The organism is Methylocapsa sp. D3K7, from assembly GCF_029855125.1.
Classification (GTDB): domain Bacteria; phylum Pseudomonadota; class Alphaproteobacteria; order Rhizobiales; family Beijerinckiaceae; genus Methylocapsa.
In genome coordinates, this window is record NZ_CP123229.1 from 696,590 (window position 1) to 723,522 (window position 26,933).

Genomic DNA, 26,933 nt, shown 5'->3' on the forward strand with positions numbered 1-26,933 from the left:
TGAGAAAAGCGGAATCTGCCGGGGAAGCCGACAATCCTTTAGCATTCGCTGGTCGATGGCTGACTTTCCCTGTTCTGCAGGAATCACTTCCCTGTTCTGCGGGACTTAATTCCCTGTTCGATCACTTAGGGAATTTGCCCGTAACCCACTGAATCGTCTCGCAGATTTTAGCCAGAAAGCCGTCATGATGTGCAGAATCTGCAAACATTCACTGCTCTTTCCCTGTTAGCAGGGAATTCTGCGGTGGAGACTGGTTTGGGAGGACCGTCTCCACCACCACGCTAACTCATTGTTTTTGATCTGTTTTTAGCCTCAAGAATAGTCCCCGACATGTCCGGGACTTAGCTGGCCTTTGCGCCAAAGAACGCGTCTCAGAGACCCCAAATTTGGAGACGTCACGCGCCAATTGGGCGAGTGTCTCTGAGCGCAAAATTTCATTTTCCGACGAGCGTGCCGAGCGGGCCTGCAGAGACGGGTTCGACAAATCCAGAGACCAGTTCGATTCCGGCATGGTCGAGCTGATCGGCAGAACATCGGCTGAATGATGCAAATTTAGCCGCGCATCAGTGACCGGTGTCAAAGGAAGACCGGTTCGATATGTGCGTGTTTCGGCGATTGCTGGCCCGGCAATTATTCGCCGCGCCCGCGTCTTCGCGGTCGGCCAAGCTCGGCCATTGCATCAGGGCGCGATCCCGGTATTTCGACCACGATGGCGGGATCAGACGTGTTGTGGCAGACCCAGCGCCCGCCACTGGTCGGACCATGCCATCGGCAGGTCGGTCAAGCGCCAGAGGCCGTAGCCGCGCGGGAGCCGGCCTTCGGCGGCAGCCTTAACGAGAGTTGGATCAAGAAAATCGAGCGACAAGAACATTCGAATCGATCGCTCGGTCTTGCCCTCGCGCTTGGCAAGCGCAAGCATGTTGGGGCACGTCCCTTCGACGAGGTCATTCAGCCATTTTCGGCTCAGGGCGATCGCCCTGAGCAAGTTTAGGCGCTCGTTACTGCGGATCGGCTGAACCGAGCCCGTTGTCTGCTCCGGCATGATGATCTCGCGCGTGCGGCGATACGGTTGCGGCGTCCAAGCGATTTGGATAAATTTCTCGGTTTCTTCCGATATTGGCGAATTGTCGTCAGCAGAGGGAAGTTAATCGAACAAATCTGCTGTTTCAGGACTTTCGGCGAGTGTCACCTCAATCTCGCGGCTGCGGATCACCGCGCGGCCAAGCCGTGTGTCGACAAGTTCCTTGTCGGTCAGCTTCGTTGCTTGCCGTCCGGCGCACGCATGTTCCCGAAGTGCGCCGATCACGAGCTTTTCGATCTCGACCGCCGGGACCCGTTTGAGCGAACCCGCTTCATTTTTCCGCCCTTGCACCACGGGGCTAGAGACATAGTAACGATAGCGGACGCCCTTCTTGAGAGTGTGGCTCGGGCTCATCTTGTTGCCGCGATCATCAAAAATCTTGCCAAGAAGAAGCGCCTCGGATCGCGATCGCCGCGTGTCCCGCCGGTTGAGGTTCGCCGCCAATTTCCGTTGCACGGCCTCGAACAGATCGACGGGAATGATGGCCGCGTGATCGCCGGGGTAGCTCTTGCCCTTGTGGTTGAGTTCGCCGAGATAGTGGCGGTTTTTCAGGATATAGGCGAGCGGCCCATTCGTCAGGGAAACATCGCCGATGATTTTGCCCGAAGCAAGCTGCCGGGATCGTGTGCGGATGCCCTCTTCCCGCAGCTCGCGCTGGAGGGCCGGCAGGGAGCCAAGTTCGAGATAGCGTGCGAAGATGCGCCGGACGTGGACTGCCTCGGGCTCATCCACCAAGAGCTTGCGGGCCTCGACTCGGTAGCCCAAGGGAACAACACCGCCCATCCAAAGCCCCTTGCGCTTCGAGGCGGCGATTTTGTCGCGGATGCGCTCGCCCACCTCGCGCTCGAACTGGGCAAACGAGAGCAGCACATTTAAGGTCAGCCGACCCATGCTGCTCGTCGTGTTGAAACTCTGGGTCACCGAGACGAACGAGACTTTGTGGGCATCGAAGAGCTCGACAAGCTTGGCGAAGTCGGCAAGAGATCGCGTCAACCGGTCGACCTTATAGACGACCACCACGTCGATCCGCCCCTCCACGATGTCGGCAAGCAGCTTTTGCAGCGCCGGCCGCTCCATGGAACCGCCGGAAAAGCCGCCATCATCGTAGCGATCGCGGCGCAGTTTCCATCCCTCATGCGCCTGGCTTTTGATGTAGGCTTCCGCGGCCTTGCGCTGAGCGTCGAGCGAGTTAAAATCCTGCTCGAGCCCCTGGTCACTCGACACCCGAGTGTAGATCGCGCAGCGCAAGGTAGGCTTGGTCATGGAGCCGCCTCCGAGCCACAGGCGCCATCCGGCCGACTACACGCGGGAAGTTCTTGGTGCGCTACTTCGGGCTTCCCATCGCTGCCGTTGCCCTTCTGGTGCAGGCCGAAGAAGCGGGGCCCGTTCCAGCGGGTGCCGGTGATCGCATGGGCAACCTTTGAAAGGCTCTCATAGGTCTGCCCATTCCAGACAAAGCCTTGCTCGCCCACCATCACGCGATGCAGAACACCGTTATATTCGCGCGCGAGCACCGTGCCCGGTCTTAAATTTGGCTGAGGACCGAAGCTGGTCGCGATCGGAGATGACCCCGACGCAGATTCCCCCTGCCCCAACGCCGCGTCGAGCACCCGCAGCGTCGCGCGATCGAGATCGCCGTGAGTCTGCGCCTGTTGGCGATAGGCCAGGATGCGGACCATGAGGCTACGCGAGAGATGTGGCGGCGGCGCCCGTCCCATGAGCGCACGCCAGCGCCGGTGCAGCAAACCAAGATCGAGAGCATTCAAGCTCTCGATCTCGGAGGCCGTGGGATCCGGAGCAGACCGGCCGGGTGCCGGTCGCTCCATCGAATGCGTGTGCATCGGCATCTACGTCACGCCACAACAGGCTGCGCATGCGTGACGATGCGATAGGACGAACTTTTGCCGCCGGACTCTTGCAGGCGCGCGATCGCATAGCCGCGCTTACGCAAGCCAGTCAGCGCCGCCCGGACCGTATGCGGCAGCCATCCCGTTGCCGCGACGATCGTGCCGAGTGGAGCCCCCTCGGCGGCCATCAGCAGCGAGATGAGCAGTGCCTGTTTCGAACCCGCACGTGGACGCCAAGACAATGGCGGGGGAAAAGCTTGACTCTTATTAGATGGGGCCTCCTTGACCGGCCCCTTTTTGCGGGAAGGCGCTAGCTTCCTCTTCACGTCCTGCAGTACCTCACGACGAACCTTCCTTAGGTTCGGTTCGACGCCAGCAGGCGCTTCCGCAACTTTTCCCGACACTCCTTTCCTGCCGCGATTTGCTGTAGCTTTCTCGAAGATTTTCGTCGCGCTTTCGATCGTCGCTTTCCCTGCCCGCGAGATCACGAGGCTCAAGGGCCGTCCGGCCGCATCGCGGCGCCAGACCGGCATTTTGGACTTTGTACGCACCTCGCGGACGAGATCTTGCGCAATCAGGGCCTGCGAAAGCTTCGCCAGTGAAGCTGGCATCATCGCCTCCGGCAAAATCACGGCGCCATCGTCCCGCTGCGCCGCGCCAGAAAGCACGGTCATTTGCCTGTGAGTGAGCTTGGTCATGGTTCTCCTCCAACTGTCGCGACAGCAAAGCGCCGCCACTGACCAAACCCCGCCATCGGCACAAGGCCAGCAGGGTGGAGGAAGGCTAACCGGTCGTCTAACCTGGTGGGCTCGACGGCACCCACCAATGCTTCGTTGCCGCGCGAAGTCCAGTCATTTGTCCGAACGCCGCATAGTATTTTCAGCCTCTTGGCGAGGCGAGAGCTTCGAAGCCAGTGGAGAACCTTTTGCGCTTCACAAATGTGGAAAGGGCAGCCTGCAGGCTCGAAGCTCGACAAAATTCATCGTCGGGGGTTCGAGTCGGAGGGCCGCTACGTCGCAAGACCCACTATAGAGAGCGCGCTATTTTGCTACTGGCGAGAAGCTGCTTAATTCAGGTGCGCCATTGTTGCGTGGGCTCAGCACGCACTACCCTACAAGCGATAGGACTGCTCACTAGGAGTCGAGCATTCACCACGGAAATGCGATTGCGATGATAGCGAGCTTTAGCATGATGGCGGTAAGCGCGACTTCTGGCTTACAAAGGGGAAAGGTTTCTACCCGGCCCCCTTTGTATCGTTTTTAGAACTCCTCTACGATATTTTGGCAAATCCGTTGCCCTATTTCATCCAGATGGCGGCGAAGCGGCCTCCGGGTTCAGCCGTGGGCCTTCCTGCCCCTCAGACGCCAGCCCGCCACGTCAGCCTCGATAATTTCGTGCGTTTCAAAATGACGTAGGTTCCGTTGTGATCAACACAGAGCAATTCGACTGGCGATCCGTCGGGCGGAAATTGATCGACGATGAACGCCGAGATCCTATCGCTTAAAGAGGTCAAGTTCTGGCGCCTGTTACTTGGGTGCTCGCATGTCGGCGTGCAGCCTTGCACAAGCGCCGCTTCCATTTCTCTCCGGCTTTGAATTCTGTCTTGAGAACCCAACGCTTTTGAATTGATCTGCGCTTTCGAAGAGGCGTCGAAGCGATCAATATATCCGGTGAGCAATTTGCATCGGGCCGTTCCAGGAAAACCCTCGCCACGTCACTTTTTGGTTCGAGAGTTCGTTGGTTACGCCGGATGGGCAAAGGGCTCTTGACCTTCCCGATGCGGCGGCCACGGCGGGATTTTTCATCGCCGTCTGTTAATCGAACAGGCAACGGATCGTCTTCGCCGATAAGACTCGGCAACACCCGGCCCAAAGCGGCGTTGGATAATTGAGATGTCTCGGGAAGCGTGTCCACCGGACTTCCCCTTCGAAAAACTGCTTCGGCCGCTGTCAACGTGACCTTGAGTTCGCCGTCAAAGTTGTTTTGGCGAGGTAAGAAAACATTGAGACCTAAGAACGACGGCTTCGACCCATCATTGTCGTTATAGCCGGTCGGCCGCCGATGAGCCGCCGACGATTTCCCCGAGCGGGCTTTGAATTCCTTGATGAAAGGACGGACAGTATGACGCACTGGACCTCTGGGGGTGGATGGCTCTCTCGATGAGGGCGGACAAATGGACGCTTCGGCCGGCGCGCTCGGGTTGTCCTACTCAATCTCGTCTCTTGGAGAAATCTTCCGCGACAAAAGGACTATGGTCAAACGCCTGGAGAAAGCACATCTCTTCTTTCCTAACGTGGGCTGCACGTCAACTGAAATCCAGACTTTCGAATACATCCCTTTGCGCGTTAGAACCATGCGGAGCCCATTAGCTATTCGGTGATGGAAGGGACGCCGCTCGCGTTTTAGTCGCAGGAAACAGGTTGTGTTCATGACTTTTCTTCGCGCCCCTTCTCGGGGGGCGGGGTCTTAGGCGTCTTGGACGTTCTCGTTCTGTCGCTCGTCCCGGGCATCGATTGACCTCTTAGGAATCGCTCTGAGCAGGCGCCTACTCGACCTTGCCACTCAAGTGTGTAAGAAGCCGTCACCTCGGCGAAAAGGCGCAGGCTGAGAGCGCCCCGCCTTATTGACAAGTAAACTTACGAACCTGACATAGCCGCCGTGGGCCCGATTCGAGAGGGTAAAATAGGAATGACCTCTGGCGCCGACCGCATTCTTCGAACCATTGCCTCCGAAATCCGGGCGCGGCAAGAACAAGTGAAGGTCGCGATCGGCCTGCTCGATGAAGGCGCCACGGTTCCCTTCGTTGCGCGCTACCGTAAAGAGGCCACCGGCGGCCTTGATGACACCCAGCTCCGCCAGCTCGAAGAGCGTCTCGCGTACTTGCGTGAGCTTGAGGCGAGGCGTGTGAGCATTCTCGACACGATTCGCAGCCAAGGCAAACTGACTGCGGGCCTTGAAGCGAAGATCGCCATCGCCGTCGCAAAGTCGGAGCTCGAAGACATTTATCTGCCGTTCCGGCCGAAACGCCGGACCCGCGCCGAGATGGCCCGCGAGCGTGGACTTGAACCCTTGGCGGACGCAATCCTCGCCGATCGCACGACAACTCCCGCCGAACTGGCAAAGGCTTATGTCTCCGAGCTGGTCCCAGACATAAAAACCGCGCTCGATGGTGCTCGGGATATTCTCGCGGAAACTTTCGCCGAGAACGCCAGTCTTGTGGGACAGCTCAGAAGTTACGTCAAAGCTCATGCCATGCTGTGTTCCCGGATAATCCCTGGAAAAGCGGAGGCCGGCGCGAAGTTCTCGGACTATTTCGACCATCGCGAGCGGTTTGCCAATACGCCGAGCCATCGCGCCCTCGCCATGCTCCGTGGCCGTAACGAAGACATTCTCTCGCTTGATATCGAAATCGATGCGGAAAGCACCTCGGCGCTGAAGCCAGTCGAGCAGATGATCACACAACATTATGGGATCGCGCTGCAAGGTGGAGCCGCCGACGTGTTTCTGCTTGACGCCGCTCGCTTCGCCTGGAAGACAAAGTTATCGGTTCATCTCACGCTCGATCTCATGAATGATCTTCGCGAGCGGGCTGAGGCTGAGGCCATCCATGTCTTCGCACGCAACCTTAAGGATTTGTTGCTTGCCGCGCCGGCTGGGGCACGGCCAACCATGGGTCTCGATCCAGGAATCCGGACCGGCGTGAAGGTTGCGGTGGTCGATGGAACCGGCAAGCTTTTGGAGACGGCGGCCGTCTATCCATTTCAACCTCGCAACGACGTAGTTGGGGCGGGTGCGGAACTCAGACGGCTCATCCAAAAGCACCATATCGAATTGATCGCGATCGGCAATGGGACAGCGAGCCGCGAGACCGACCGCCTGGCGGCGGAGGTGATCGCCGCCCTGCCCGCTCCCAAACCGGTCAAAGTTGTCGTGAGCGAAGCGGGCGCTTCGGTCTATTCGGCATCGGCCAAAGCCGCGGCTGAAATGCACGATCTCGACGTGTCCTTGCGCGGCGCCGTGTCCATTGCACGGCGATTGCAGGACCCCCTTGCTGAACTTGTAAAAATCGACCCGAAGGCGATCGGCGTTGGACAATATCAACATGACGTCAACCAGACCCGCCTCGCCCGCACCCTCGACGCCGTCGTTGAGGATGCGGTGAATGCAGTCGGTGTCGATCTCAACACGGCCTCCGCCTCGCTGCTATCGCGCGTGTCCGGACTCAGCGCATCGCTCGCCGACGCAATCATTGTCCATCGAGATCAAAAAGGAGCGTTCACTTGTCGGCGTGATATATTGGGCGTGGCCCGTCTCGGTCCCCGCGCCTTCGAGCTTTGCGCCGGATTCTTGCGGATACCGAACGGATCAGAACCCCTTGATGCTTCGTCGGTTCATCCCGAAGCCTATGGGCTCGCCCGAAAGATCGTCGCGGCCTGTAGCCGCGATGTCCGTTCTCTCATGGGGGACGTGACGACTTTGAAATCGCTTGATCCGTCACAATTTGTCGACGAGCGTTTCGGTTTGCCAACCGTGCGCGATATTTTGCTCGAGCTCGAGAAGCCTGGCCGTGATCCCCGCCCGCAATTCAAAACCGCGACTTTCACCGAAGGGGTCCAGGACATCAAGGACCTGAAGCCCGGCTTGATGCTCGAAGGCACGGTCACGAATGTTGCAAACTTTGGTGCTTTCATCGATATCGGGGTGCATCAAGACGGGCTCGTTCACGTGTCGCAGCTGGCCGATCATTTCGTGAAAGATCCGAGCGCCTTGGTGAAGGCCGGCGATGTTGTCAAAGTTCGCGTGGTGGAGGTCGACCTGAAGCGCAAACGGATAGCTCTTTCCATGCGCAAGGACGAGGCGCCGCTGCAGCGCGCGACGGCCGCTTCGAACGAAGTTGCAGTGAGTAACGCGAACAAGAAGCCCGTGCGCCAACAAAGCCCACGTCAGCCAAAGTCTATGCCTGAGGGTGCGCTCGGCGCAGCGCTGAGTGAGGCGTTACGGCGCAAGTGATGTTGCCTACCACTGCGGGCATATCGGAAGGACGCTGACGGCGTTCGCAGCGATAGTAAAAATTTTTAGGTGCTTAACCGGCCAGACCTCCTCAATGGCGGCGAAAAGGAACGCGGTCGTCAGGCCGAATAGAATTTGCCCGTTCATTGCCTCGATTGCGCCGAGAAGCTTCCAACGATCCTCTAAGAAGATATTGGAATGGCCATAGCTTGTGATCGCGCTGAGCGAATACAGCATGGCAGCGTGCGCGTCGGGCAGAGCGCCCACCCAAATGTAAAGAATTGCGCATGCAGCCGCTTCGAGACCATGCAACAGCGCTGCCCCAAGCGCTGTCAGCGCGATCGCGACGATGAAATGACCTAGAGTGCGCACGCCCTTTCCCGGACGCACCTTGAGCACGAGAGCCTTCACCATCAACACAAACGCGCAGACGTGGAAGACCACTGTGAGCACCAGAAGCGGCAGTCCCCACGACCAGTCGAAACTCCAATGCACTCCTTCGCCTCCCTCCGGGGTCGCCAAAGACGGCATGCCCATGTTGCAACGTTAGTAGGTAGGGCAACCCAACGCTAATTTCGGATCGAGTGCGGCATGTCAATCCAGACGCCGCTCCCGAAGTACCCCAAATCCCCCGCGCCGCGAAGAGGCGGCAGCATTCAAAAAAGCTTCGAAGACGTCGTCGTTGAGGATGCCTAAAAGCATCTCGAACGGCCGGCCGAGGTCTTCGCGAGCAACGAACATCGGCTCGGCCTGGAGCCTGGCGCTCCGCAAAAAAAGCCGAAGGTGCCCCTGGACGCACCATTCTTTATCGGCCATCGATGAATTGGCCGCCGGCACCGGCCGGAACCCCGCTTGGAAGCGCTGAATAGGCGCCGGCCTGAAATAGTGGACGCTCCGCCGCTTGCCACAATTTCGTTATATAAATTTCTTTGTCCATTGCTGTCTACGCATGAATCCCTTGGTATTGTGGCGGTTCTATTCACTCAGAACTTAACGCAGGTAGGACAGACTATGACTCTCGATGAGTCCATCGGCGGTGTGGCTATACGCGGCCTGCTCGCCGCCTTGCTTCTTCCACTCATCGGCGCCGCCCTGCAGGCGCAGCAGATCACAGGCGTTCCGGGTTCGCCCGGCGCGATGGAAACGATCAGCGGCGAGCAACTGCCGCCGCCGCCTCCCAAATTCCATGGCAAGATCGAGCGCAACGCGGCGCAGTCAAAACCTTATTGGCCTCCGCGCGTGGAGCCGCCCAAGGGCGCGCTCAACATCTTGCTCATCATGACCGACGACGTGGGATTCGCTGCTCCCTCAACCTTCGGCTGCGTGATTCCCACGCCGAACCTCGACGGGATCGCCAACGAAGGTCTGCGCTACACCAATTTCCATTCGACGTCTCTGTGTTCGCCTACTCGCGCGGCACTCATCACCGGGCGCAACCATCATTCGGCGGGATTTGGCGCCGTCGCGGAGCAGGCGACCGGCTTTCCGGGCTACGACTCGATCATCGCCCGCGACAAGGCGACGATCGGCCGGATTCTCAAGGACAACGGCTACCGGACGTCCTGGTTCGGCAAGGACCACACCACACCGTCCTTTCAGGCAAGCCAGGACGGGCCATTCGACCAATGGCCGATAGGCATGGGCTTTGAATATTTTTATGGCTTCATCGGCGGCGATTCGAGTCAGTGGCAGCCGAACCTTTTCCGCAACACTACCGCGATCTACCCTTATGTCGGCAAACCAGGCTGGAACCTCATCACCGCCCAGGCAGACGATGCGATCGCCTATATGAACCGCATCAATGCGCTCGCACCGGAGTAGCCGTTCTTTCTCTATTACGTGCCGGGGGGCACCCACGCGCCGCATCACGCGATGCCGGAATGGATCAAGAAGATCAGCGACATGCATCTGTTCGACAAGGGCTGGGACGCGGTCCGCAATCAGATCTTCGAGAACCAGAAGAAGCTTGGCGTCATTCCGCAGGACGCCAAGCTCACTCCATGGCCGCACGACCTGTTAAAGCACTGGGACGAGTTGACGGCGGACGAGAAGAAGATGTTCATCCGTCAGGTTATGCGGCCTATCTCGCCTATACGGACCATGAGATCGGCCGCGTGATCCAGGCGGTCGAGGACATGGGCAAGCTCGACAACACGCTTATCATCTACATCAGCGGCGACTGGACTTGCCCTTGTTTAGTGGAGAGCCATTGTCCCTTGGTTAGTTTCGTGTTCGAAATTTATTTGGCTTTTGTAACCAAGAGCCGAATGCCGGCGCACGGGATTATAGAACCCGTCGATATATCTGGCGATGGCATTTTCGGCTTGAAAGCGTGATTGGAAGCTGGTGCGCCAGATCAGTTCAGATTTGATCGTTTTGAACAAAGTTTCCACCATGGCATTGTCATAGCAATTGCCCTTGCCACTCATCGAAATGATGAAACCGTGCCGGTCAAGGATACGCTGGTAATCATAGGAGCAATACTGGCTGCCACGATCAGAATGATGCAAAATACCCGTCTTTGGCCGGCGCAGGACGATGGCCCTCCGCAAGGCAGACAGCGCCAGATCTTGGCTCTCCACTAAACAAGGGCAAGTCCAGACAACGGCTCGTCTGCCGAAGGGACGCTCATCGGCACGCCGAACGAAGTCGCAATGTTCAACGGCGTACAGGTCCCAGTCGAGGATCAGCTCAAATATTTCTATGACGTCTGGGGGTCGGACAGGACCTACAACCACATGGCGCTGCCGTGGACCCGGATGTTCGATACCCCGTTCTCCTGGACGAAGCAAAAAATCGAACTTTTTCCGAGGAATTCACCGTCGTCAACGCAGACAATGACCGCTTCCCACCGACCAGTTGTCCATGCCAACGACACGAGACAAGCTCAGGCTCGGGACGATTCTGGGCCATCCAGTGCTATTTCCTCCTGTGGGGCAGACGGCGTGACGCACTTAAGCGTGCCCAACTTCATCATCTCTGCACGCACACGCTCAAACGCTTTGGATGAGTCACTTGGAACGTCAAGTTTGTCTTCGTCTGGAGGGCCGCCCTCATGCAAAGGCAGGTTCTGTTGTTGCCCACAAGCGCCGAAAGAAATTTGCGTTTCTGGAGCTTCTTTGATGTCCTCGACGCTAAGGAATTCACGATTTCGCGCAAGAAGGCCCCAAACCTCATGTCCGCCGGCCGTGAGCCGAATGCCACCTGCTCGAACCAGAATTCTTCTTAATTCATCGTCGGTGAAACCGCTAAGATGATACCTTAAGCCGCAAAATGTTAGATAGGGCCATTTGCGGTCCGTGAGCATGTCACGAGCCACGTCCTCCGCTGCAAACTCAAATTTACAATTATGGCGTGCTTTTCGATTGGCGATGATGATTGCTGCCAAAGCAATGATCAGGCTGATGTTTAAGGACACGAGACTGGCGATTAATGCTTCACCTAATTGAGTCGAAAACCAGTTCATCTGGTCTCTCCAATCGTCGAAATAAATTGAAAAAATAGATGCATGGTAGTTAAGACTTCATTGGTAATCGCGCGGTGACCCACGTCGCCTCTATCTCAACTATCTGGAGCCATCAAATTGACCGTCATCCTATCGCTTCAGACTCAGAACTTAGAACAAGTGCCGCAATGAAGGGGTCGCCTGAATTTGGCGGATTTTGACGTCCGTCGCGGAGGAACGCCTCGGAGCAGCGATGCTGATGATATTCGTATTTTGGCTTTCTCAAGTCCTTTATCGAATGGTTTCCAAAACTTCCCCGAAAACGGTTGGAAACCCTTTATTTGAAATTTTGGCAGGCCGCCAAAGAGGAAGAATTAGAAAATCCAATATCTCGAAAGCTCTTTCTTGCAGGATGTTACCGTATCCAGCGAAAGGGATGGCGTTACACGATCAATCGGCCAAGGTTTTTGTAAGTTTTCGAAGACGCGTTCGAATGAAACGCCATCGAACGATTGGAAACTGGTCGAAATAGCCGGACTACGGGCTCATTCGCCATCGCGCGCATCGCGCGGCATGGGAGTAATGAGCAGTCGCAGAAGCGCCGCAAGATGATCGAATGTTGGGCTGGGGCAAACAACATGGCACAATGCGCAAGACCAAGCACCGCAGCGTTGCTCGTGTCGCCGGAGGATTTTTGCTGAAGCTCATCGCCTACAACCTGATCCGAATCCCGAAATTGGTTGCCACCTAGGCAAACTCCGTAAAGACCCCGACGAAGCCGCCCTGCTATGTCGAGCCGAACATCCAAATCACCCGCAAACGGCAAGGGCGGGAAGAAGCCGAATAGTCTTCACCAAAACAAACCCACCTGATACGAAATGGACGGTGGTCGAAAGTTGCAAAGAACTGTCGTTCAAATAGCTGTCGAAAGGGCGAGAAACATTTTTAATGTAGGCCGGCTTAACCAGACGCTTGCATCCTAGGCCGTGTGGACGGATTCAGGCATTCAGGATACGGTCGCGAGTGCGCTGATTTGGGATCCACTAATTTGTCAATGTGATCTTTCTTCGTCGAATGTCTGACTCTCGTTTCACGCTAATTGGGCGAACTGGGTTTTTCGGGAGTACTGGGCTTTTCTGCGACGCTGAGATATGCCGTCGCCGGCCAAGATAACGCTCTCGGCAGTTCCGTCGCAACAGTCTCAACAAATTGCGACGCTGGGACGGTGCTCCAGTTTGCTTTGATCGTGGGCGCTAGCTCAACACCAACACCAGCAAGATAAGCAATCACTAGAAGGGCGATAAGCACACGCATCTAGTCATCCTCTGCATTGCATCCAAGACAAGCACGAATTAGACTTCTCCAATTGTGGGAAGATCGCCAATAACTGAGATCACGACGCCACTCCCTTGGACCGAAACGATACCATATTATAAATGGCGGTCGAAGTGAAGGCAGAGCCAGGATCGGTTTCGGCTCCGGTGTTACTTTGTTTTAGGGCGCTTACGATCCGGTACTCCGATTTCTATGCTCGGCCAGATTTATTCTGTATCGCCGCTTCAGTAGAGGCAGTGAGACTTGATCTACACAACATGAGTCGCTGAACCGTCCTGCGAACGGAAGGTCCGCTCAGGGTCGGGATTGACAAAACTCAGATTGAGCACCGCACTGGAGGGAGGGCGTGTGGTGCCTCCTGACGGAGATCAATCTGCCTTCGCATTATCACTTTCGGTCAAAACGAGATCGACCATGACGTCATTGCCAATGCGCTCCAGCTCTGTACGCAGCTCATTGATGGTTAAGCCTGTGGGAAGAATGACGATGGCCTCTGCAGTAAACAAAGGCTCGCCGGTCATGCTGCGGGGACGTACTTCGGTGTGCAGTTCATCGATGCTGACGCGATGGCGTGCCAGAGCGCTCGATACCTCTCGAACGATGCCTGGGTGGTCCGCGCCGGTCAGGTTAAGATGCACTCGTTGACCGTGAGACCTCGGGGCCACGCTGTCATGGCGAACGGTCACGGCAATACCGTGCTCAGCGAGAGCAGCCAATGATTTTTCAAAGCTCGCAACGGTGCGCTCTGACACATCGACGCGCAGAATTCCCGCAAATTCTCCGCCAAGACGCGCCATCGAGCTGTCGATCCAGTTGCCTGAATGATCGGCAATGACTTGCGCTAAAGTTTGTACCAACCCCGGTCGATCTTTCGAAATGATCGTCAGAACCATTTCGACAGGCATAACCAACTCCTACTGTAATTAGCTAATCTCAACTTCGATACCGCAAAGCTTACACCGGTTTTGGTCACGTTCAACACCGTCCGGATGGAGCTTCCATCGGGGCCAAATCCGGTTCCTACATTGCAGCGTAGACGCTCGCCGTCAAATATCGCGAGCAATTCGGCGAGACCCCGCGGATACACTGCGCCGCTCAGAGGTTGCCCAATCCAGGAGGTGACGTCCGTTCGGAGTCCTGGCTGTGCAAAACCGCGCGGGCCGAATTGATTTTCGCGTTATGATTCCCACTTGATTTGTAGGGGCTCAGATGAAACGTTTTGTTGAGGGCATAGATCGCGTGCAGACTACACTTTTTGCTGAATGCCTGGAAGATTGGATTTGCGAGGATAATCCGATTCGCGTCATCGACGTCTTTGTTGAGGAGCTCGATTGAAGTTTTGCGGAGTTGCCCCGGAGGCGACCGGCCGGACCTCGCACCATCTGTCGGTGCTGCTCAAGCTACACTTATGGTTATCTCAATCGGGTTCAGTCAAGCCGCCGGCTTGATAATGGTCCCGCGATTCGTAAGGTTTGCGGCCAGCTGCCCGCTCAAATCTCAAGCACAACAGGACCCGAGCGGCGCATTACGCGATGGGAGTACGAACATGTGCTGAAGCCGTGCAACAACGTCTCGATAAGAAACACCAGGCTATGCGCCTACGCCTACGCCTGGAGGCGGCTGAGCATCCTTTCGGCACGCTTAAGATGCGGATGGATGCGACGCATTTTCTTATGGCATCTCGCTGGTCGCGAACTAGTCCAGCGATGACACGTTGCTTTATGTAGTCACGCCTCTGCGTCAGAACTGACACTCACGGTAGAGCTGCGTCTTGATGAAGGAAAGAGAAGCGTCTTTCGACACAGGACCGGTTGGGGAACGAAATCCGACGGGTCTGCTTCCATTCATGCTGTCACCGCCTTGCCAGGCGAGCGGAATGGAGGCAGGATGAGCTGACGCCGACGGCTTTCTGGGGATTGTCGGATCAAATGCGTTTTGTCAGCAAAAGTGATAGCGCACTTACTCAGAGTCTCCCGATTTCAATCGCGAGGCCCGCCGACTACGTGGCGCTCCTCAAACCCCGCGTCATGTCGCTCGTGATCTTTACGGCATTCACCGGCGTTTTGGTCGCGCCTTTGCCCGTCAATCCGGTGATCGCATTTGCCTCGCTGCTCGCCATCGCGGCCGGAGCGGGCGCCTCGGGCGCCCTCAATATGTGGTACGATGCCGACATTGATGCACTCATGCGGCGGACGCAAAATCGTCCGATCCCCGCAGGCAGAATGAGAAAAGAGGACGCGCTGGGCTTTGGCTTGGTGCTTGCCGTTCTCTCGGTCATGATCTTGGCAATCGTGACCAATTGGCTCGCCGCTGCGCTGCTGTGCTTCACAATCTTTTTTTATGTTGCCATCTACACGATGTGGCTCAAGCGCTTGACCCCGCTCAACATCGTGATCGGAGGTGCCGCGGGAGCCCTTCCTCCTGTTGTCGGCTACGCTGCTACCACCGGCGAAATAAGCCTCGCGAGCATCGCCCTTTTCACCATTATTTTTGTCTGGACTCCACCGCATTTCTGGTCGCTCGCGCTGGTGAAGGCCGACGAATACCACCGCGCTGGGGTTCCGATGCTCCCGAACGTGAAAGGAGCTGATCGCACCCGCCGCGATATTCTCGTATATACACTCCTTCTCGCTCCGCTCGGGCTTGCACCATGGCTCGTCGGCTTTGCCTCGTTGGCCTATGGCATCTTTGCTGCCGCTCTTGGCGCGCTCATGCTGATGTTTTCGTCGCGGGTCTATTATCACCGGACGGGTTCCAAGGCAGACCGATGTGCGAAGCAGATGTTTGGCTTTTCGATCCTCTATCTTTTCCTGCTCTTCGCCGAAATCGCCGGCGAGAGGCTAACGGAAATTTCGCCTCTGAACATGTCCTGGTGATGCCTCGAAAACGAACAGCGAATTGAAATTCAACTCTCGTCGCTCATTTATAGCAACACACTCTGCACCGGAAAGCTGGTTCGCCACGGAAGTTCAAATAGGCACCTTTTAGAGGCAAGGATGAATAAGGGATGGCTATAGCCCTAGCGCTCGTCCTGGTTTTGATCGTGCTCGGCTCCGTTTTGTTTCACTTGCTGAGCCCGTGGTGGTTGACGCCGATCGCCTCAAACTGGGGTTACATCGATGGAACGATTACCCTCACGTTTTGGATTACGGGGCTTGGTTACATCGCCATCATTTTGTTTATGGCTTATTGTGTGTTCCGCTTCCGGCATCAGGAGGGGAGACGGGCTGCGTATCAGCCGGAGAACAACAAGCTCGAGTGGTCGCTCGCCATAGGGACGACGGTGGCTGTCGCGGCTCTGCTGGGACCGGGGTTGTTTGTATGGTACCAATTCGTCACCGTTCCGGACGGGGCGGCAGAGATCGAGGTCGTTGGTCAGCAATGGCAGTGGAGTTTCCGCCTGCCGGGAAAGGACGGCCGCCTCGGTACGACTGATCCGCAATACGTCAGTTCCGACAATCCCTTGGGTTTGAACCCGAACGATCCCAACGGGCAGGATAATATCGTCATTGTCGCCGATGACCTGCACCTGCCGCTTGGCAAACCAATCAAGGTCCTGCTCCGCTCCATAGACGTCGTGCATGATTTTTATGTGCCAGAGTTCCGCGCCAAGATGGATTTGATGCCAGGTCTTGTCACTTACTTCTGGTTCACACCGATCAGGACCGGGACTTTCGAGGTTCTCTGCTCGGCATTCTGCGGCGTTGGTCACCCGGAAATGCGGGGCAGTGTCGTGGTTGAGAAGGAAAGCGATTATCAGGCGTGGCTGCAAAAACAGAAGACCTTCGCGCAGTTATCGGCGCACGCCAAAAAAGTAAATCTGACGCATTAATTTGCCGTTGAAGAGCCGGAGGAACGAACGAGGAGAACATTTGATGGTCGACATTGGCGTAGCCGAAGCCGTCCCGCCTGCCGAAGTCGAGGACGTAGAACTTTACCATGCGAAGAGCTGGGTAACGAAGTACGTCTTTTGCCAGGATGCCAAAGTCATCGCCATTCAGTACTCGATCACGGCCATCGGCATTGGACTGGTGGCTCTGGTGCTGTCGTGGTTGATCCGGCTGCAGCTGGCATTCCCGGGCAGCTTTTCCATCATCACACCAAGCAACTATTACCAATTTATCACCATGCACGGCATGATCATGGTGATCTACCTGCTCACCGCGTTGTTCTTGGGAGGCTTCGGCAATTATCTCATCCCGCTGATGGTGGGCGCGCGGGACATGGTTTTCCCCTATGTGAACATGCTGAGCTTCTGGGTCTATTTTCTCGCGGTGCTGGTCCTGGTGGCAAGCTTCTTCGCACCAGGCGGACCTACGGGCGCCGGCTGGACCCTATATCCGCCCCAGGCCATCCTCGCGGGTACCCCCGGCCAGGACTGGGGCATCATTCTGATGCTGGCTTCCCTGATCTTGTTCATCATCGGCTTCACCATGGGCGGCTTGAACTATGTGGTGACGGTGCTTCAAGGACGCACACGGGGAATGACGATGATGCGCTTGCCCCTGACGGTATGGGGCATTTTCACAGCGACAATCCTCGCGCTGCTGGCCTTCCCCGCCTTGTTCGTCGCCTCCGTCATGATGCTGTTGGACAGGGTTTTGGGGACCAGTTTCTTCATGCCGGCCATCGTCCAGGCGGGGGAGCATCTGAAATATGGCGGAGGGAGTCCGATCTTGTTCCAGCACTTATTCTGGTTCTTCGGTCATCCTGAGGTCTACATCGTCGCGCTGCCTGCCTTCGGCATTGTCTCCGACCTGATCAGCACCCACGCGAGAAAGAACATCTTTGGCTATCGCATGATGGTGTGGGCGATCGTTGCAATCGCTGTCCTCAGCTTCATTGTATGGGGGCATCACATGTACATCAGCGGCATGAACCCGCCTTTCGGATTTTTCTTCGCCACATCGACTCTTATCATTGCCGTCCCAACTGCTATCAAGGTCTACAACTGGGTGCTGACCCTGTGGCGTGCTGACATCCACCTCACGGTCCCGATGTTATTCGCCCTCGGATTCATTGTTACGTTTGTTAATGGGGGTATCACGGGCTTGTTCCTTGGCAATGTGGTGGTGGATGTTCCACTTTCAGCCACTATGTTTGTCGTTGCCCACTTTCATATGGTGATGGGGATAGCGCCCATTCTCGTCGTGTTCGGGGGGATTTACCATTGGTACCCCAAGATCACTGGCCGCATGTGGAACGAGACGCTGGGCCAAGTTCACTTCTGGATCACGTTCCTCGGGGCCTATCTGATTTATTTCCCCATGCACTACCTTGGGTTTGTCGGCGTGCCACGACGGTACTACGAGCTGGGCGAGACGGCCTTTGTTCCGCCATCGGCCGCAACGTTGAACGTCTTTATCACCGCCGCGGCGCTGATCGTCGGTGCCGCCCAGGCGGTGTTCTTTTTCAATCTGATTTGGAGCCTGTTTAAAGGCAAACCTGCCGGTGGTAATCCTTGGAGAGCCACTACGCTGGAGTGGCAGACGCCGCAAACGCCGCCCGGGCATGGCAACTGGGGCAAGGAGTTACCCATAGTCTACCGCTGGGCATATGATTACAGCGTGCCAGGCGCCAAGCAGGACTTTCTGCCCCAAAACCAGCCCCCATCCAATCAACCGGCTTAGGTAGCCCCGCCATGAATATCATGTTCTTATTCTTGTCTGTCTTAGCGCTCATCGTCGCATGGTGGTTGTCGCAGCAAAGGATAAGCGCAAAGCCCTGGTTGGAGACAGGCCCCATCGGCGACACAGGAGTGCCGTCTGTCCCCACCTCGAAGATTGGATTGGGGGTGTTTCTCGCTGTCGTTGGTTCCCTTTTCGCGCTCTTGATGAGTGCCTACTCCATGCGAACGGAAATGGGAGAGTGGAGGCCCGCGCCCGTGCCGAAGCTGTTATGGCTCAACACCGGCGCGCTGATCTTGAGCAGTGGTGCGCTGCAATGGGCGCAGACTGCCGCGTATTGGGGAAAAAAGGACGCCATAAGAACTGACCTGCTCGCGGGGGCCGGTTTCGCCCTCGCTTTCTTGGTTGGGCAGCTTGTGGCATGGCGACAACTCGACGCCGCGGGCTACTATTTGACGGGGAACCCTGCCGCCGCCTTCTTTTATCTTATCACCGGCGTGCACGGGCTGCATGTATTGGGTGGCCTCGTGGCCTTGGGTAGAACCATGGATAAGGCGTGGCGCCGTATTGCGATGGGCGAGCTGCGCTTGAGCATCGAGCTATGCACGCTTTACTGGCATTTTCTGCTTCTGGTCTGGGTCGTTTTTTTCGGCCTGCTGTTGATGACCGATCCGATCGAATCGGACGGCGGTCTCGTTTCTTTGATTTGTCGCATTTTGTGAGGGTGAGCTTGTGTCCGCCTTGCCAGAAAAAGTTGCACTGAAGACTTCGGGGAAAAAAATGACGGAGTCTGCACTTCCGAACACGTTAGAAGCCCGCGCACACCAGGGAGGCTGGCAGGGCTTCGCTGCCGACTGGTCCTCGGACCAGCGAGCGTTCAAGAGTGCCACCTGGGGAAAGGCCATGATCTGGATCTTTCTCCTGAGCGACACCTTTATTTTTAGCTGTTTTCTGCTTTCGTATATGACGGTGCGGATGTCGACGACCGTGCCTTGGCCAAATCCCAGCGAAGTCTTCGCTTTGACGATTGCGGGTAGAAAAATCCCCCTGATCCTGATTGCCATCATGACCTTCATCTTGATCAGCAGCAGCGGGACGATGGCCATGGCCGTCAACTTCGGCTACCGCCGCGATCGCGTTAAAGCCGCGGCCTTGATGCTGGCGACCGCAGCGTTTGGCGCCTCCTTCGTCGGGATGCAGGCCTTCGAGTGGACCAAGCTGATTATGGAAGGGGTGCGGCCTTGGGGCAACCCGTGGGGCGCGGCCCAGTTTGGCTCGTGCTTTTTTTTGATCACGGGCTTCCACGGCACCCACGTGACGATTGGCGTGATTTTCCTGCTCATCATTGCGCGAAAGGTTTGGCGGGGGGATTTCGATAGCGGAAGGCGAGGTTTTTTCACCAGCAGGAAGGGACGTTACGAGATCGTCGAAACCATGGGTCTCTACTGGCATTTCGTCGATCTTGTGTGGGTGTTTATATTTGCACTTTTCTATCTTTGGTAGGGAAGAAACATGGCACAGGAAACGAAGCACGAAGAGGGACAACAACACCCTATCAAGCTTTATCTGGTGGTCTGGGGCTGGCTGTTTGTCCTGAGCACTTGTTCTTATCTCGTCGATTATTTTGGGCTCCAGGGATATCTCAGATGGTCTCTGATCCTACTGTTTATGGTTGTGAAGGCCGGTTTGATTGTCGCTATCTTCATGCACATGGCCTGGGAGCGGCTGGCCTTGATGTATGCCATTCTGGTCCCGCCGGGGGCGGTGCTGCTGTTTGTGGCAATCATGGCGTTCGAGTCGGATTATACGCACTTCACTCGGGTCGCCTTTTTCGGGACTGGGATTGCTAGCGCTCAGTCCGCTACTCTCGAGCCCAAAACGTCAGGGTCTGAGATTGGAGCTGCCGTCGCTCCGCCTGCTCAAATAAAGATAGAGTCAAAGAAACACACGCTTGATATCGCAAAAACCGAAGTCGAATCCAAAGAGAACAAACTTACCCTCCCTGACAGCGCCGCCGCCGTGATGGGCAAGGCCAAGCATACCGCGGCGGCGAGCAGCCGTCGGGCTGGCGTTGCCCCGGGCCAAAGCGATATCGCGGCCGCAGCCAAAGCCCCTGAGCTGAAGTTTTATACACTCAAGCCCGGCGATACGCTGTGGAAGATCGCCGAAGCTGTATATGGCCACGGCCATGGCGACAAATACCATCTGATCTTTGAAGCCAACAAGAAGCTTTTGCTGTCCAAACCGGGCAAGATCTTTCCCGGACAAGTGCTGCAGATCCCGCCACTCTCGGGCTAAGATGGCGGGATTTGGCGGGGAGAGCGTCTCGAGGTAGGGCCCTCTCCGCCAAAGCCTTGAGCAGCGTTCTCCGGATGCGTTCTAAAGTCGACTTTTCTCTCTACAGCTTGGCATCACACGGGGCTGACCGGTTCCACGACCTTCCTGTAAAGATGCCAACTGGAATGGGCTAGGATCGGAACCACGACCGCGAGCCCAACGAACAGCAGCAAGAAGCCGATTGCCAGCATCGTGGCAACGATCAATCCCCACAGCGCCATGGTGAAAGGGTTCACCCATACTGCTTTGATGGAAGTCAGAACCGCCACCGGAACCTCGACATCGCGGTCGAGAAGCAGGGGAAATGAGACGACGCTGATACTCAGCGCCACCACGGCAAAGACGAAACCGATTGCTGTGCCATAGGCGATCAGCTTCCAGCCCTGCGGTGTGTCGAAGATATTCGTGATAAATTGTGTAATGGAGTCCGGCGGCGTGGTTCCAAAAAGCGCCACGTAAAGAGACTGGGCCGCAAATTCCCAGCCGGCAAAAATCACTAGCAACAACAGGCCGAGCGACAGGATCGAGAAAATCGAGTGCGAGCGCACCACGCCGAAAGCGTGCGCCCATGAGGTCTCGAGGCCAAGCTCCCGGCAACGGCTTATCTCATACAAGCCAATTCCAGCGAAGGGTCCGACGAGAGCGAAACCCGCCATGAGTGGGAAAAGCAGCGGCAGAGCGTAGCCAGCGAGGAATACGCCGACGATGGGGTAAATCATCCCTAAAAACACAAGGGACGACGGCATCGCAAAGAAGTCATCGACACCTTTGGCCAAAACTTCTTTGAGGTCGGCTGGTCCGATCTTACGCACGCCGGGATATACCGGGGCCGACTCCGGACCGACAATCACATGAAACTTCGGCATTGGCGTTCCTCCGAACCCGGCAACAAGCGGTCATGAGGTCACTGCGAAGCTTTACAAAAAGCGGCTGTTCATACGGAACCGCGAGCTGCATTTTTATATACTATACACTCTCGCGTCGGGGTTGTCGCCTCTGAGGTGGAGGGCACGCCAAGAGACGCTGGCCAAAGTTTGATAAAACGCGGGCCGCCAGCGCCTCCCTCCCGGATAACGTCAGGCAGATCGCGATCATTGCCGTCGGAGTGCGCTTCGGTGCCGCGTATGAGATGTACGCACACGTCGTGTCCCTACCGTAAATTCAATCCTACTGGCGCAAAACTGCGAATCGGGCGATGCTCTGGCTCATGGGGATATGCTCAAACTGATCTGGTGGGTGGTCATCGGGCTGTTCCGATCACGAGCCTCGCTTGAGGTGGAAATCGTGGCGCTGCGGCACCAGCTCAATGTGCTGCGAAGAAAATCGCCGAAGCGGCTTGCCTTCAATAATTTTGATCGTTTGATTTTCGCCAACCTCTATCGGATTGCGCCACGCATCACGAACGCCCTGGCGATCGTGGAACCAGCGACCATCATTCGGTGGTATCGTGCTGGTTTTCGTTTGCTCTGGCGATGGAAGTCGAGATCTCGCGGCGGCGGGCCAAAGGTCTCGCTCGTAATTCGCCAACTGATCCGCGACATGAGCTTGACCAATCCCCTCTGGGCGCGCCTCGGATCCATGGCGATCTTCTCAAACTTGGAATCGCCGTTGGCCAAACCTCGGTCGCCAAATAGATGGCAGGGCACAGGAGACCTCCATCCCAAGCCTGGAAGACCTTCCTCCGCAACCACGCCGATGGGATCGCATCGATTGATCTGTTTGTCGTTCCGACACTCTCATTTCGGCTGCTCTATGGCTTGCTGCTTCTCAATCACAGCCGACGCCAAATCTTATGGCTGGGCGTAACAATACATCCGACCGCTGATTGGATGGCCCAGCAACTCATCGAAGCCTGTGGCTGGGAATGGACGCCGAAGAACATCGTCCGCGATCGCGACTCTGTCTATGGCGAAGTTTTTACCCGGCGGCTTCGCGCCATGGGCATTCGAGACCGGCCCACGGCGCCGCAATCGCCATGGCAGCATGGACATACGGAACGGCTGATTGGCTCAATCCGGCGGGAATGTCTCGACCATATCGTCGTATTCGGTGAGCAGCATCTGCGTCACCTCCTCCATTCTTATATGGCCTATTACAACGGCGCGAGAACACATCTATCTTTAGATAAGGATGCGCCGGTCCCACGAGCCGTTCACGCCATCGGGCGTATTCTTCCGACTCCAATTCTCGGCGGATTACACCATCACTATGTTAGGATTTGATTTCCGACATGGACACCCGTCTCCTGGCACGATTTGCCGTTGCTTTTTCGACGGTTTTCATCGCGCCGTCGTTCCAGTTTGCGACCGCGGCTTTTCCTGCGTCGGTAATTACGTAGGGCCGTCCGGCCGCATCGCGCCGCCAGATCGGAATTTTCGACGTTGTTCTCACCTCATGCATAAGATCTTGCGCAATCAGCGTCTGCGAAAACTTTGCCAGAGCAGCGGGCTTCATGGCCTCTGGCAAAATCGCGGCGCCGTCCTCCCGCTGCGCTGTGCTAGAAAGCAGCCTCGCGATCGCGGACCGGCGCCGAAAGCGACGCCTCTGATGCGAAGCGCAATTTCGTCGCGCACACTGCGCAGTGATTCGAAAACGCAGCCTTTCGCCTGTCTTTGACGCCGTGAATATCCGATGAGATAAAAATCGAGGCCAGCCGCACCCCACACCGTGCCGACCGACCAGTCGCTGGTCTCGGACAGGGTCGAAGCGGTATCCCAGGAGATCACCACTCGGTCGAACCGCCCCGGCGGCGTCGTATAATAGCGGAGCCAGTCGCGCTTGATCACATTGCCACCCGGCGGCACCGGCGCTTGCTGATATTGGGCCGAAAAATTCAGACTGCCCTGCGCCCGGCGGATGGCCTCGAGTACGCTCATCGGCTCGCGCGCATCGTGCAGCACTTCTCCGGCGCGGCGGAAATAGACATCCTCTGGATCATCGCTGAGTTGAAAGGCTTTGTCTTCATCCGCGATGGCCGGGATCGAAACAACTTCCCAGATCTCGCCTTCGAGGTCCAGGATGCGCCCGACCAAATCATCCGCATGCAGACGCTGCATGACAATCACGATGGCGCCATTCTGCTTGTCATCGAGACGGGTACAGAGCGTGCCGATGTAGAATTCCCAGACGCGGCGCCGTTCTGCTTCGGACAAAGCATCGAGCGCCTTGATGGGATCATCGATCACGATGAGATCGCCGCCGCGACCCAGGACGGCGCCGCCAACGCCCGAGGCAAACCGATACCCATGCGCACTGGTCACGAATTCGTGGCGACGCTGCACCTTTGATCTTGGTTGCAAGGCCGGAAACAACTGCCGATACCATTGGCTCTCCATGACGCTGCCGGTATCGATGGCAAGCTTGCGCGCCAGTTCGTCGGCATAGGACACAGCGATGATGCGCTTTGTCGGATCGCGTCCCAACATCCAGGCGGTGAAGCCCACGGTCACCGTGATCGACTTCATCGACCGAGGCGGGACATTGATGATAAGACGCTTGATCTCGCCGCGCGCCACACGCGACAGCTGCCAGCAAATGTGATCAATGTGCCAATTGTGCCGGTAGATCTTTTCGGGTTCGAGGGTTGCGAAGACTTTCTGCACGAAGGCGGAGGGACTGCCGAAGAACAGCGCGGAGGAGCCGGTGCCGGTCGCTCATTCGTCGCTGTCGCCGTCATCGGCCCCTGCCGCTTGCGCGGCATCCTCGGCGTCTTGCCGATGAGGCGAGACGCTTCGGGTGAAAGCACGAGCGAGGATTGCTTCGTCGTCTTCGGGAAGCTCGGCCACGGGCTCAACGGCCTTGTCCGCCTCCGAGTATTTTTCGGCCCGAACAAGGAAGCTCTCAATGGCGCGAGAATATCCGCTCATGGCCGCCTTCGCCAACATCATGCAGACAGCCTCGGCTAAGGTGACAGTGTCTACTCCGCCGTTCCACTTGAGCTCAACCTCCCTGTTCAGAACGTTTTCAAACAATTTCTTAAAGTTGCGATAGCCATTTGGCCGTCCTTTTGGATTGCCGGAGGTACCAGGCTTGAACCTGTGCGCTGTGGGCGGCCTGCCCTTCCCTATCACTTCCTTGGTTGGATCGTCGGAATCATCGGTCATGGCATAATCCACCCCACCAATTTCACATTAGATCAAAGCAATGCGGCTATGCGTCCCGACGCCTGGTACGGATACGTGCCACTGGCGTGCTCTTTGATTGTTCCGCCGCAACCTCTGCGCGGCTCCCCTCTGCCGACCGCTTGCTGCAGAGTTCGTCGAAACTCATTCCAGTCTGGGCATGACGCGCGTTCTCGCCTGACCATTTCTGCCATCGCCGGACAGCGAGATCGACGTAAGGACCATCGAGCTCCATCACATAGGCACGCCGGCCGGTTTTAGCTGCGGCGAGCAGGGTGCTGCCGCTGCCGGAAAATGGATCGAGCACAATCTTGCCCGCGTGTCGTGCAATCTCGAATGAGATCCGCGATGAGGGCGATCGGTTTGGGTGTCGGATGAAAGCCAAGCTCCTCTTCGCGCCCTGAATGGAATGAGCTTCCGCCGGGATATTCGAGCACGTTGGTTCGATTGCGACCGAATTTACCCAGCTGCACAGAGTTAAAAGGCGACCCTGAACCATGTTTCCACGAATAAAGAAGCTCATGTCGGCTGCGCCAGTGCGAGCCCATACCGCCATTCGGCTTTACCCAAACCAGCACATTGGTTAACTCGTTATAGATCTTTCGACCTGCGACTTGCATCGGATACATGCCCCGCCAATCCCCGAAATGGATATGGAGCGAAGGCGCGACACTTACTTCGCAACAGTTCCCAAAGACAGTTGAAAGGAAAGCAATAAATTCCTCCTCGTTCATTTCACCCGAGGCGCAGGGAAACTCCCTGTGCTTGTGACGGCCGAGGCCGGACGCATGGCCCGCGATTTTCACATTATACGGCCCGTCCGCGCAGACGAAATGCGCCTTCTCGCCTTGCATTATCGCGGCAAAATCCGTCGGCAGACGTGCGTCGCCGTGCAGGATGCGATGCTCACCCGCCAGGAAGAGATCGCCAACTTGAGAAACCGCAGGTCCCCCTTCGAGGCCTGAAACGTCGTCAAGGGCATCGCCATCAGGGTCCGCGTTTGTCTCAATGGCCTGGTCGATTTCAGCCCAGGTAAATCCCGTTATCTCCGGATCAAAGGAAAGATCGAAATTTGCGTCGAATTCAAAAAGCGCTTCAAATTCCGCTTTGAGCAGCTTGGGGTCCCACTCGGCCTTCTCCGCCAAGCGGTTTAATGTAAGCGCCAAGGCGCGCCTTTCCGGCTCGGAATGCGGCACGCGAACGACGGGTACCTCTTGGTCCAAGCTGCTTGGCGGCATCGAGAACCGCGTGGCCGGCGATCAAGGCTTCGTCCGGCGTGATCAAAAGAGGCACCACAAGGCCGAATGCCTCGATGCTGGACGCGATTTGGCCTATTTGGACCGCATCATGATTCCGCGGATTTCCAGGATTTGGCTTGATACGGTCGACCGGAAGGAAATCAATGGATAGATTCAGGTCTCTATAATTTTTCCCTGTTTCTTTCCCTGCACCAGGGAAACTGTTTGCGGAGACCGGTTTGCCAAGACTGCGTCCGCCACCATGCACTGTATAGACTCCGTATAGTTTGGCTGATTTTCGAAAAATCGCGGGTGTACCGAAGGTTACAACTGCAACTTTGAATGTCCTCCGGTCTCCAAAAGGCTTTTTTGACCCACACACGGCAAATTATACCTTGGGTCTCCGCTCTCAAAATTTCTTTTCCGTGCTGCGATGCCTTTCGTCATGCGGAGACGGGTTTGAGACTATAGGAGACGGGTTCGCATCCAACGGACTCTGCGTCGCTGGCCTGCAAATGCAATGACCCTTTCGACCATCGATGAGAGTCCGAACATTGCTTGGCTATGTGGCCACGATGAGAGTCTCGGATGGCCTGATTTGGCGGCAGAATGTTTGGGTGAGGTGATCAGGATCGCGCGGGAAGTCCGAGCTTTTGGCGCTGTTTTGCCCAACTGAGGGGCAGATCTGTGAGGCGCGAAAGGCCGAAGCCGCGTGGCAAAGTCCCGTTGGCCACCGCCTCGATAATGTCGGGCGCGATGAAGGTGAGCGATAAGGTCATCCCGTGCCGCTCGCTCGCTCATGTTTTCGCGCTGTGAGATCGTCTCGATATCGGGAACGGACCCGGCGAGGATTTCGCCGAGCCAATGCCGGGCTTTGGCGATGCCATTCAGC

Annotated in this window: 24 protein-coding genes and 5 pseudogenes; 14 read left to right on the top strand and 15 right to left on the bottom strand. The window is 56.7% G+C overall.

From position 1 onward, the window contains the following. Window positions 1-718: 718 nt before the first annotated feature. The 5 genes from QEV83_RS19405 to QEV83_RS03155 all read right to left on the bottom strand — a co-directional run bounded on the left by QEV83_RS19405 (window position 719) and on the right by QEV83_RS03155 (window position 4,441). Window positions 719-1,042, bottom strand: a complete 324-nt coding sequence (locus tag QEV83_RS19405; RefSeq protein WP_348273250.1) for a hypothetical protein — start codon at window positions 1,040-1,042, stop codon at window positions 719-721. Window positions 1,043-1,144: 102 nt separating this feature from the next. Continuing rightward, the gene (locus tag QEV83_RS03140; protein ID WP_348273251.1) at window positions 1,145-2,344 is read right to left on the bottom strand and encodes a recombinase family protein; all 1,200 of its coding nucleotides are present in this window, start codon (window positions 2,342-2,344) and stop codon (window positions 1,145-1,147) included. After that, on the bottom strand, window positions 2,341-2,928 hold the full coding sequence (locus tag QEV83_RS03145) for a DUF2924 domain-containing protein (protein ID WP_280129821.1): 588 nt from the start codon (window positions 2,926-2,928) through the stop codon (window positions 2,341-2,343). The genes QEV83_RS03140 and QEV83_RS03145 overlap by 4 nt, the downstream gene beginning before the upstream one ends. A 5-nt stretch (window positions 2,929-2,933) precedes the next feature. Further along, window positions 2,934-3,626 carry a DUF3489 domain-containing protein gene (locus QEV83_RS03150; RefSeq protein WP_280129822.1) on the bottom strand — a complete coding sequence of 231 codons (693 nt, stop codon included), beginning with the start codon at window positions 3,624-3,626 and terminating at the stop codon, window positions 2,934-2,936. A 659-nt stretch (window positions 3,627-4,285) separates the two neighbouring features. Continuing rightward, entirely contained in the window at window positions 4,286-4,441 is a 156-nt protein-coding gene (locus tag QEV83_RS03155; protein ID WP_280129823.1) for a hypothetical protein, read from the bottom strand. 1,175 nt (window positions 4,442-5,616) lie between these two features. On the opposite strand from QEV83_RS03155, the gene QEV83_RS03160 reads away from it, so the two are divergent. Then, the gene (locus QEV83_RS03160) at window positions 5,617-7,938 is read left to right on the top strand and encodes a Tex family protein (RefSeq protein WP_280129824.1); all 2,322 of its coding nucleotides are present in this window, start codon (window positions 5,617-5,619) and stop codon (window positions 7,936-7,938) included. 6 nt (window positions 7,939-7,944) lie between these two features. Here QEV83_RS03160 and QEV83_RS03165 read toward each other — a convergent pair whose 3' ends face one another. Both QEV83_RS03165 and QEV83_RS03170 read right to left on the bottom strand, forming a co-directional pair. After that, the gene (locus QEV83_RS03165) at window positions 7,945-8,433 is read right to left on the bottom strand and encodes a hypothetical protein (RefSeq protein ID WP_280129825.1); all 489 of its coding nucleotides are present in this window, start codon (window positions 8,431-8,433) and stop codon (window positions 7,945-7,947) included. Between the two features lie 99 nt (window positions 8,434-8,532). Continuing rightward, window positions 8,533-8,679 carry a hypothetical protein gene (locus QEV83_RS03170; RefSeq protein WP_280129826.1) on the bottom strand — a complete coding sequence of 49 codons (147 nt, stop codon included), beginning with the start codon at window positions 8,677-8,679 and terminating at the stop codon, window positions 8,533-8,535. Between the two features lie 396 nt (window positions 8,680-9,075). On the opposite strand from QEV83_RS03170, the pseudogene QEV83_RS03175 reads away from it, so the two are divergent. Next, window positions 9,076-10,118 (top strand): annotated as a pseudogene (locus tag QEV83_RS03175) (sulfatase-like hydrolase/transferase); the annotation flags it as partial. Window positions 10,119-10,133: 15 nt separating this feature from the next. Here the strand turns inward: QEV83_RS03175 and QEV83_RS03180 are convergent. Further along, a pseudogene (locus QEV83_RS03180) lies at window positions 10,134-10,520 on the bottom strand (integrase core domain-containing protein); the annotation flags it as partial. A gap of 12 nt (window positions 10,521-10,532) precedes the next feature. Here QEV83_RS03180 and QEV83_RS03185 point away from each other — a divergent pair. Continuing rightward, window positions 10,533-10,730: pseudogene (locus tag QEV83_RS03185) on the top strand (hypothetical protein); the annotation flags it as partial. A gap of 95 nt (window positions 10,731-10,825) precedes the next feature. Here QEV83_RS03185 and QEV83_RS03190 read toward each other — a convergent pair. Beyond that, window positions 10,826-11,404, bottom strand: coding sequence for a hypothetical protein (locus QEV83_RS03190; RefSeq protein WP_280129827.1), 579 nt, complete (start codon window positions 11,402-11,404; stop codon window positions 10,826-10,828). Between the two features lie 595 nt (window positions 11,405-11,999). Here QEV83_RS03190 and QEV83_RS03195 point away from each other — a divergent pair. Beyond that, on the top strand, window positions 12,000-12,134 hold the full coding sequence (locus QEV83_RS03195; RefSeq protein WP_280129828.1) for a hypothetical protein: 135 nt from the start codon (window positions 12,000-12,002) through the stop codon (window positions 12,132-12,134). 952 nt (window positions 12,135-13,086) lie between these two features. Here the strand turns inward: QEV83_RS03195 and QEV83_RS03200 are convergent. Continuing rightward, complete coding sequence (locus QEV83_RS03200; RefSeq protein WP_280129829.1) at window positions 13,087-13,623, bottom strand: ACT domain-containing protein; 537 nt, start codon at window positions 13,621-13,623, stop codon at window positions 13,087-13,089. A gap of 304 nt (window positions 13,624-13,927) precedes the next feature. On the opposite strand from QEV83_RS03200, the pseudogene QEV83_RS03205 reads away from it, so the two are divergent. The 8 genes and pseudogenes from QEV83_RS03205 to QEV83_RS03240 all read left to right on the top strand — a co-directional run. Next, a pseudogene (locus QEV83_RS03205) lies at window positions 13,928-14,164 on the top strand (IS5/IS1182 family transposase); the annotation flags it as partial. A gap of 482 nt (window positions 14,165-14,646) precedes the next feature. Beyond that, entirely contained in the window at window positions 14,647-15,594 is a 948-nt protein-coding gene (locus tag QEV83_RS03210) for a heme o synthase (protein ID WP_280129830.1), read from the top strand. Between the two features lie 137 nt (window positions 15,595-15,731). Continuing rightward, window positions 15,732-16,550, top strand: coding sequence for a cytochrome c oxidase subunit II (locus QEV83_RS03215; RefSeq protein ID WP_280130951.1), 819 nt, complete (start codon window positions 15,732-15,734; stop codon window positions 16,548-16,550). Between the two features lie 43 nt (window positions 16,551-16,593). Continuing rightward, on the top strand, window positions 16,594-18,348 hold the full coding sequence (locus QEV83_RS03220) for a cbb3-type cytochrome c oxidase subunit I (protein ID WP_280129831.1): 1,755 nt from the start codon (window positions 16,594-16,596) through the stop codon (window positions 18,346-18,348). A gap of 11 nt (window positions 18,349-18,359) precedes the next feature. Further along, a complete protein-coding gene (locus QEV83_RS03225; RefSeq protein WP_280129832.1) occupies window positions 18,360-19,067 on the top strand; it encodes a cytochrome c oxidase subunit 3 in 708 nt (235 codons plus the stop codon). Window positions 19,068-19,125: 58 nt separating this feature from the next. Beyond that, window positions 19,126-19,848: a heme-copper oxidase subunit III family protein gene (locus tag QEV83_RS03230; protein WP_280129833.1), complete on the top strand. Its 723-nt coding sequence runs from the start codon at window positions 19,126-19,128 to the stop codon at window positions 19,846-19,848. Window positions 19,849-19,857: 9 nt separating this feature from the next. Continuing rightward, a pseudogene (locus QEV83_RS03235) lies at window positions 19,858-20,184 on the top strand (cytochrome C oxidase subunit IV family protein); the annotation flags it as partial. A 183-nt stretch (window positions 20,185-20,367) separates the two neighbouring features. Continuing rightward, the gene (locus tag QEV83_RS03240) at window positions 20,368-20,643 is read left to right on the top strand and encodes a LysM peptidoglycan-binding domain-containing protein (RefSeq protein ID WP_280130952.1); all 276 of its coding nucleotides are present in this window, start codon (window positions 20,368-20,370) and stop codon (window positions 20,641-20,643) included. Window positions 20,644-20,756: 113 nt separating this feature from the next. Here QEV83_RS03240 and QEV83_RS03245 read toward each other — a convergent pair whose 3' ends face one another. Further along, window positions 20,757-21,548 (bottom strand): DUF2189 domain-containing protein, encoded by a 792-nt coding sequence (locus QEV83_RS03245; RefSeq protein WP_280129834.1) that lies wholly within the window; start codon window positions 21,546-21,548, stop codon window positions 20,757-20,759. Window positions 21,549-21,897: 349 nt separating this feature from the next. On the opposite strand from QEV83_RS03245, the gene QEV83_RS03250 reads away from it, so the two are divergent. Next, window positions 21,898-22,488, top strand: coding sequence for a hypothetical protein (locus tag QEV83_RS03250; protein WP_280129835.1), 591 nt, complete (start codon window positions 21,898-21,900; stop codon window positions 22,486-22,488). A 23-nt stretch (window positions 22,489-22,511) separates the two neighbouring features. Further along, on the top strand, window positions 22,512-22,904 hold the full coding sequence (locus QEV83_RS03255; protein ID WP_280129836.1) for an integrase core domain-containing protein: 393 nt from the start codon (window positions 22,512-22,514) through the stop codon (window positions 22,902-22,904). 228 nt (window positions 22,905-23,132) lie between these two features. Here QEV83_RS03255 and QEV83_RS03260 read toward each other — a convergent pair whose 3' ends face one another. The 4 genes from QEV83_RS03260 to QEV83_RS03275 form a co-directional block, all read right to left on the bottom strand. After that, window positions 23,133-24,284, bottom strand: a complete 1,152-nt coding sequence (locus tag QEV83_RS03260; RefSeq protein WP_280129837.1) for a terminase — start codon at window positions 24,282-24,284, stop codon at window positions 23,133-23,135. A gap of 51 nt (window positions 24,285-24,335) precedes the next feature. Continuing rightward, window positions 24,336-24,785 (bottom strand): DUF5681 domain-containing protein, encoded by a 450-nt coding sequence (locus tag QEV83_RS03265; RefSeq protein ID WP_280129838.1) that lies wholly within the window; start codon window positions 24,783-24,785, stop codon window positions 24,336-24,338. Between the two features lie 275 nt (window positions 24,786-25,060). After that, on the bottom strand, window positions 25,061-26,041 hold the full coding sequence (locus QEV83_RS19410; RefSeq protein WP_348273252.1) for a DNA methyltransferase: 981 nt from the start codon (window positions 26,039-26,041) through the stop codon (window positions 25,061-25,063). Window positions 26,042-26,667: 626 nt separating this feature from the next. Then, window positions 26,668-26,820, bottom strand: a complete 153-nt coding sequence (locus tag QEV83_RS03275; protein ID WP_280129839.1) for a hypothetical protein — start codon at window positions 26,818-26,820, stop codon at window positions 26,668-26,670. Between the last annotated feature and the right edge of the window lie 113 nt (window positions 26,821-26,933).